Source organism: Novosphingobium umbonatum (assembly GCF_004005905.1).
Lineage (GTDB): Bacteria > Pseudomonadota > Alphaproteobacteria > Sphingomonadales > Sphingomonadaceae > Novosphingobium > Novosphingobium umbonatum.
This window is the reverse complement of the sequence record NZ_SACO01000019.1, coordinates 39593-47226: the sequence shown is the minus strand read 5'-3', so window position 1 is coordinate 47226 and position 7634 is coordinate 39593. Positions and strand designations below refer to the sequence as shown.

At 61.0% G+C, this 7634-nt stretch carries 5 protein-coding genes and 1 pseudogene; 1 reads left to right on the top strand and 5 read right to left on the bottom strand.

Annotation, left to right across the window (positions count from 1 at the left end):
• Positions 1-262 precede the first annotated feature (262 nt).
• A pseudogene (locus EOE18_RS18550) lies at positions 263-403 on the bottom strand (transposase); the annotation flags it as partial.
• A gap of 200 nt (positions 404-603) precedes the next feature.
• Positions 604-1560 (bottom strand): LysR substrate-binding domain-containing protein, encoded by a 957-nt coding sequence (locus EOE18_RS16980; RefSeq protein WP_127711738.1) that lies wholly within the window; start codon positions 1558-1560, stop codon positions 604-606.
• 161 nt (positions 1561-1721) lie between these two features.
• On the opposite strand from EOE18_RS16980, the gene EOE18_RS16975 reads away from it, so the two are divergent.
• Positions 1722-3443, top strand: a complete 1722-nt coding sequence (locus EOE18_RS16975; RefSeq protein WP_127711736.1) for a UGSC family (seleno)protein — start codon at positions 1722-1724, stop codon at positions 3441-3443.
• A 77-nt stretch (positions 3444-3520) separates the two neighbouring features.
• On the opposite strand, the gene EOE18_RS16970 is transcribed toward EOE18_RS16975, so the two are convergent.
• From EOE18_RS16970 to EOE18_RS16960, 3 genes are all read right to left on the bottom strand, one after another.
• On the bottom strand, positions 3521-4885 hold the full coding sequence (locus EOE18_RS16970) for a LysR family transcriptional regulator (protein WP_127711734.1): 1365 nt from the start codon (positions 4883-4885) through the stop codon (positions 3521-3523).
• Between the two features lie 84 nt (positions 4886-4969).
• A complete protein-coding gene (locus EOE18_RS16965; RefSeq protein ID WP_127711732.1) occupies positions 4970-7174 on the bottom strand; it encodes a xanthine dehydrogenase family protein molybdopterin-binding subunit in 2205 nt (734 codons plus the stop codon).
• Entirely contained in the window at positions 7164-7634 is a 471-nt protein-coding gene (locus EOE18_RS16960; RefSeq protein WP_127711730.1) for a (2Fe-2S)-binding protein, read from the bottom strand. Before EOE18_RS16960 ends, EOE18_RS16965 begins: the two co-directional genes overlap by 11 nt.

Sequence of the window (7634 nt, the reverse complement as noted above, 5' to 3'; positions counted from 1 at the left end):
ACACTGAGTAGGTCCATGTCGATCACTCCGATGCCTCCCGACTGTCAGCCGGAGGCGAGGAAAGCATGGGTCAATTCTCAGTGAAAATTTACGCCCCTCCCGGGTCAATTCTCAGCGCAACTCAACATAGCTCAACCATCTTTCGTCTCTGACCCATATTCGTCTTGCCGAGGCTCGTGCCACAAAATCGCGTTCCACCAGCTACTGACCGATCTTGGCTTTGCTGGACGCCTTCGCAGTATGGTCGTCACCGTCACAGGCGGGCCATGTCATCCATCGCCTGACACTTCCACGCGCCGATCATCGTGTGATGGACACCATGTTGGGCTGCCAATTCAGCCAGAGTCAGATCGCTCCGGATCGCGTTGAACTCTGCACTGTAGCGCTTTCTCGTCGTCTTCATTCCAGCCAGTCCTCAGGTCAGGCTGAGCTTGTCACCCTGTCCAAAAAAATCGGCACCACCTTAGGCCGAGGGGCTTAGCCGGCGCTGCAAGAGCGGATTGGCCCTATGCGGAGGCCTTCGCCGCATGGCAGGCTGAATTGATCCGTCAGGAATGCTGCAGTGCTTGCTATCGTTGACGGAACAAGAGCAATGCGCGGTAATCAACCCATTGGCGTCAGCCCAGGTAGTGAAGGGGCATCACCCTGTAACGCCTTATCTATTGCTTCGATCGATAGGGTTGGCGCCAATTCGCGCAGCAGTTCAAAGATGAAATCGCGCTGGATCCGGTCACCACGCAGCAGCGCCCATGTGATGCAGCCTGGGAACAGGTGTCCGGTGGGCAGGGCGATCAGATCTGCGTCCTGTTCGGTCAAGGCCATTTCTGCCATCACGCCCACGCCCAGATCCATGCGCACAAAGGTCTTCATTGTATCGGCATCGCGCGCGGTGCAGGCGATGGTGGGGTGAAGACCGGCTGCGTGAAAGCTGCGGCCCAGTTTGTAATCGTGGCGGGTGATGGTTTCGGCGGCCACCAGCGGCACGTCCGCCAATTCGGCCAAGGTGACTGGCCTCTCGCGCATGGCCCAAGAGTGGGCTGCAGGCACCACCAGCACTCTTTGCCATGAAAACAGGGGGATGGCAGCAAAAGCGGCGGGCCGCTCGCCTTCGGTGCTGACCAAAGCCAGATCGATTTCGTCGCGTTCCAGCATGGCGATACATTCGCCTTCCCCGCCGGGGTGGAGCCGGAATTGCAGATCGGCAAAGCGGCGCTTTAACCGGCGCAAGGCGGGCGGAAGGACAAAACGGCCTAGCGTTTGCGTGGCCGCAATCCGCATCAACCCGCGGGTTTCACGCCGATGGTTGGCGGCCAGCGTTTCAATATTGGCCATTTCGCCCAGCAATTTGCGGGCATGGCCCAGCACCGCCGCGCCACTTGGGGTGGGCTGGCCCAGGCTTTTGCCACGGCGCAAAAAGATCTGAAAGCCAAGCTCTTCTTCCAATTGCTTTAACTGGCGCGACAGCGCCGGTTGCGTGGCATTGAGGCGCGAGGCCGCCAGCGAGATGTTGCAATCGGCATCCATGATGGCCAGCAGGCTGCGCATTTGGGCGAGGTTCATGGGGGCAGCATAGGGTTTGCGGGGCAATCCGGCAATTGCCCGCCATTTATACCATCTGCTTATATCAATAGAGGTATATCGATATCCGGCATCGCCATTACCCAAGCGCGGCTCCCCTGCCTAAACAGCCCACAATCAAGAGGCCAAGGGAGATCCAAGCCATGGGTGAAGCACATTACGACATTGTCTGGCCGCTGGGCCGCACCGCGATCAAGGCCATCGAGGCCAAGCCGCGCATTGCCGATCTGTCCAAGGCGACAATCGCCCATTTGTCGCATTATGGCTTTCGCCATGACGAGATGATCCCGGTCATCGAGGAGACTATGTCGGCGCAATTCCCCGGCATCAAATTCATCGCTCCGCAAGTATTCGGCAACATTCACGGGCCCCGCCATGGCAAGGATGTGCTGCCCACGCTGGGTGAGAAATTGCATGAGCATGGGGTGAGCGCGGTGATCACCGGCATCGGCAGTTGCGGCACCTGCACCCCCGCCGTAGCCCGCGCCAGCGCCGTGGCTGAGCGTGCGGGCATTCCCGCGACCACGATTGTGGCAACCTCTTTCCTGCGTCAGGCGGTGGTGAATGCGCGTGGCGAGGGCATGGCCGATCTGGGCATTTCGGAATTCCCCGGCGTGATCATGACGCAGAGTGACGAGGAATTGCGCGCCAATGTGGCCAATGTGCTGGTGCCCAATATCATCCGCGAATTGACCAAGACCGTTACGGTCGAGGAAGAATTGAGCGAGCCTGCCGCCCGCGACGTGATCTTCTCGGGCGATTATGATGCGGTGCAGGATTTCCTTTACGCCAACCACTGGACCGATGGCCTGCCCGTCACGCCCCCGACCATAGAGCGCGTCGAGGCCTTTCTGCGCTATACCACCCGCGATCCGGGCGAAGTGCTGGGCGTGATCCAGCCTGCCAACCGTGAGGCGACCATTTGGGCCACTGCCGTCAATGGTGTGATGAGCGGCTGCCGCCCCGAATATATGCCCATCCTGATCGGCATTGTCGAAGCGATGTCCGAACCCAATTTCTATGCCCGCGACTTTGGCGCCACCCCCGGTCTGGAGCCGATGGTGATTGTCAGCGGGCCCATCGTGAAGCAGCTTGGCTTCAATTATGGCACCGCCGTGATGCGCGTGGGTCGCCAATCGAACACGTCGATCGGCCGCTTTGCCCGCATGTTCCTGCGCAATATCGTGGGCTTGCGCTTTACCCCCGATGAAAGCGACAAGGCGACCATCGGCCTTGGCATGAATGTGGCCGCCGCCGAAAACGAGGATGCCGTGACCGACATCGGCTGGACCTCTTTCGCGCAGGATCAGGGCTTTGCGCGTGAGGACAATGTCGTCACGGTGCAGAGCGTGATGTGCTCGTCGATCCCGATCTATTCGGCGGGCGATACGGCCAAGGAACATGCGGACCGTCTGGTCGAGATCTTTGGCGGCATGTGCGCGGGCTGGGCCCATACCGGCATCAAGAAGGCCAAGAACTTCCCGCTGTTGCTGATGAGCCCCGGCGTGGCCAAGATCATCGCTCGCGATGGTTGGTCGAAGCAGGATCTGCAAAACTACATCTGGGAAAACACCAGGATCAAGGTCAGCACGCTGTATCGCCACGCCTGGGAACTGGGCTATACCAGCTTTGACCTGAAGGAATTGCATGCCGAGGGCATGGTGTCCGACGCCTATGTGCAATCGGAGGATCCGGAACGTGAAGTGCGCGTCTTCGTGAAGCCCGAGGCCATTGGCATCGTACTGGCGGGCGACCCGGGCCGCAACCAGAGCCGTGGCTATGTCCAGAATCAGAGCCATGGTTATCCCACGGCCAAGAAGATCGTGCTGCCCGACAATTGGGAAGCGATGATCGCTCCGGCTTAAGCGCGAGGCGAACGGGACAGAATAGAAAAGGGGGAGCGTCAACTCCCCCTTTTTTGTTGGTTGGCATGGCGGTTTATTTAACCGCGCACCCCATGCTGTATCGCCTCGATCACCAATTGGCAGGCCGCGTTCAGCACGGCCCCGCGCCGCCGGATCAGGCCGATCTGACGCACCAGTCCCAAGGGGCCGACCGACAATTCGCAGACCAGCCCCTGTGTCATGTCCTGTGCAAAGGGATGGGGGGTGGTCACCGCCAACATATCGGTGCTTTGCAGCAACTGGCGCACAATGCTGACATCGCCGGTTTCAATCGCCACGACCGGTAAAGTCGCGCCCGCCTGCTCAAAGGCATGTTCGATCATCGGGCGGGCCAGCGCATTGGCGCGCGGCATGACCCAGCGTTCCTTGACCAATTCGGTCAGATCGACGGAAGGTTTCTGCGCCAGAGGATGATCGGCGCGTGCCAGAATGGCCAGTCGGTCGTCAAACAGGGGCTGCGTTACCAGTCCGTGGCATTGATGGCTGGGCCTCAATGCGCCCACCACCATGTCCACCTCGCCCTTGCCCAAAATCTCGACCAGATGGTTATAGGAGCCTTCCACCGTGGTGATCCGCAGGCCGGGGTTATCGGCAATTGCTTTGGCAATCGCCTGCGTGATGTGACCGGTGCGGCCCAGAGGTGTGGTGCCGATCACCACATTGCCCCGCACCTGCCCCGGTTCGGCGGCCACTTCGGCCTCCATATGGCGCAATTCGGCAAAGATACGGCGGGCATGCAGCACCAGTTTTTCCGCACTATCGGTGGCGATCATGCCGTCATTGCGGCGATGGAACAGCGCCTGTCCCAGCACTTCCTCCATCCGCGACAGCGCCATGCTGGCCCCGGCCTGTGTCATGCCCATCTTTTGCGCGGCCAGTGAAATGTTCCGTAAAGAGGCCAGATAGGTCAACAGCAGCAATTTGCGCCCATTGCACAGCAAGGTGCCGACCGCATGTGGGCTGTTGCTGAAACCGCGCGGCGAAGGGGTTAGAAAGGGTCGGGCGGCGGTCAGGATTTCCTCCTGAATACGGGTGGCCCTTTGCCTGACACTCTCGCCACAGGCGGTCAGGGTAATGCCGCGTGGTTGGCGCAGGAACAAGGCGCTGCCTAGCGCGCGTTCCAGTTCGGTGATCGAGCGGGTGACGGCCGAAGGTGCCTTGAACAATTGTTCGGCGGCGCGGGCCATGCTGCCGGCATTAGCGGCAAATAGAAAGACGCGCAGATTATGGAGTTGGTGGGCCATCGCCTCACCGGGGAAACCGGTGCTGGCTTGTTCATGGGCCAGCCTTTCAACGCGTGTCAGCCTGCGGGATTTGAAGGGCCGGGTTGGCTGGTCGAAAGCCTGCCGGATGCCGTCGCTATCGGGTTCCAAAGGCGCGGCTGTGGCGCAAGCCTGAATCATGGCAACTCTCTCCTAGGGCTTTTGGAGAGAGTTGCCGATGGTGGGTAAAATTGTCAACAATTATGGTATCAATTTGGCGTAGCCCTACAAAGTGAATGGTAACGAGCGCTGCCTATTTCCCGTGGCATCATACAGGGCATTGGCCAAAGCGGGAATGACTGGCGGCAAAGCGGGCTCTCCCAAACCGCCGGGCGGGAAGTCGGACGGGACGAAGGCGATCTCCACCGGCGGCAGGCGGTCGATCCGGCCAAAGGGGTGATCGTGGAAATTGCTTTGTGCCACGCGGCCGTTTTCGAAGGTGATTTTTGCTCCGTCCAAGGCCTGTGACAGGCCATCGAGGATGGAACCGCGCACTTGCGCCTCGGCGGCATGGGGGTTGACGATCTGGCGACCGACATCGCCCGCCGCCCAGACCTTGCGGACCTGCACATCCTTGCCCTTGACGCCCACTTCCACCACTTCGGCGAAATAGCCGCGATGACAGAAATAGAAGGCAAAGCCGCGCCCGATCCCTTTCCGGTGCGGCACCTTGCCCCAATCGCTCATCGCCATCACCTTTTGCACTACGGCGCGGGCGCGGGCGGTGTGGAAGGAACGGGGCGTTTCCCCTGCCTTGTCCGCCTCGCCATAGACTTTGTCCGTAGTGAACAGGTCGAGTATGAGGGCTGGCAGGCTCCGCCCGCCAGCACGAGCCACCTCGTCCAGAAAGCCTTGAAACACAAAGGCATGGGCATTGGATGTCGGCGCCCGCATTGCGCCCAGCGGCATCACGGTGGGGAACACCGAATGGGTCATCTCGATATCGCGCAGTAAGCCTTCGGGCAGATGGAAGGGCGCCATATTGGCAAAGAATTGCGGGTCCTGCGCAGGGCCGAAGGAGATGAAATGGTTGGTAAAGGCGGTCATCCGCCCCTGATCATCGATCCCCGCCTTGAACTCGTGCCAACCGGCGGGGCGGAAGAAGTCATGGGTGATGTCATCGCTGCGGCTATGCAGCACATTGACCGGACGACCGGACAGTGCGGGGGGCAAGGCCTTGGCAATGGCTCCGGCCTGCGCCATGAAATCGCTCATCAAACGCCGGCCAAAACCGCCGCCGATGCGGGTGACATGCACCACAATATCGGCTTCGGCCACGCCCACGCATTGCGCCACCAGCTTTCGCCCGTTTTCCGGCTGTTGCGCAGGCGCCCAGAAAGTAAGCTTGCCGTCGCGATATTGCGCGGTGCAATTATGCGGCTCCATCGTGTTATGGGCAAGGAAAGGGTAGTCGTAGCGCGCCGAAATCACCTTGGCCGCCTTGGCCAGAGCGGCTTTGGCATCACCTTCCTTGAAAGCCACTTTGCCCCCGCCTGCGTCCAGCAGGGCCTTGGCCCTTGCTGCATAGGCCTGATCACCATGGCCAAGCGCGGCGCTTTCATCCCATTCCAGCACCAGCTTTTCTTTTGCAGCTTGAGCATACCACCAATTGCTGGCCACAATTGCCACGCCATCGGTCAGGCTGTCGACGCTGCTGGCAAAAGTGCCCTTGGCTTGGACGCCTTTGATGGGGATAATGGCCAGAATGCCGCGCATGGCTTTGGCCTGCGTATCCTCCACTTTGCGCAACACCGCGCCGGGCGAGGGCGGCGCGACAAACACTGCGTGCAGCATATCGGGCAGGCGTGTGTCGATGCTGTAGAGCGGTTCGCCTTTGACGATTCGCGGCGTGTCCACGCCCTTGCGCTTCGTGCCGATGATGGAGAAGTCTTTGGGCGATTTGAGCCTGACCTCGGCGGACTTGGCAGGCGTCAGTCGTGCCGCTTCGCTGGCCACGGCGGCATAGGGCAGCGAAAGGCCGGACGCCTTGTGGTATAGCACGCTGGCCGAGGTGGTGATACCATCAACCGCCACGCCCCAGCGCGCCGCCGCCGCCCGCACCAGCATGTCGCGCGCCACCGCGCCTGCCTCACGCATGGGTGTATAGCCCATCATGGTCGACATGGACGCGCCCGAACCTTGCGGGCCGTAACGGGTAGGATCAAGATCGGCCTGTTCCACCCGCACTTGCGCCCAATCTGCGTCCAGTTCCTCGGCCACGATCATCGGCAGGCCGTTATTGATGCCTTGGCCCATTTCGGGGTTGCGGGCGGCAATGGTGATGGTGCCCGATGCATCAATGGCGACAAAGGCGTTCAACACCGCGCCGCTTTCTGCCGCTTCCAGCGGGATGGAAAAATCCACCAGCAATCCGCCACCCACCAAGGCCGAGGCGCGCAAAAAGCCGCGGCGCGAGAGTTCAGCCTGCATGCGCGGTCTCCTTGGCGGCCAGTTCGATCGCCTCCATAATGCGGTGATAGGAAGCGCAGCGGCACAGATTGCCGCTCATCGCCTCGGTGATCTGGGTGCGGGTAGGCTTGGGGTTGCTGGTCAGCAGAGCCGTGGCGGACATGATCTGGCCCGCCTGACAATAGCCGCATTGCGGAGCATCCACCTCGATCCATGCCTTTTGCACCGCCGCGCCCTTGGCGGTTTGGCCGATGCCCTCGATCGTGGTGATCCTGGCGGTCCCCACCGCGCCCACCGGCGTCTGGCACGAACGCACCGCATTGCCATCCAGATGCACCGTGCAGGCCCCGCAAAGTCCCGCTCCGCAGCCAAATTTGGTGCCGACCATGTCCAGTTCGTCGCGCAGCACCCAGAGCAGCGGCATATCCTCTGGCACGTCAACCTGACGCGCCTGTCCATTGATCGAGAGCGTATAGGCCAT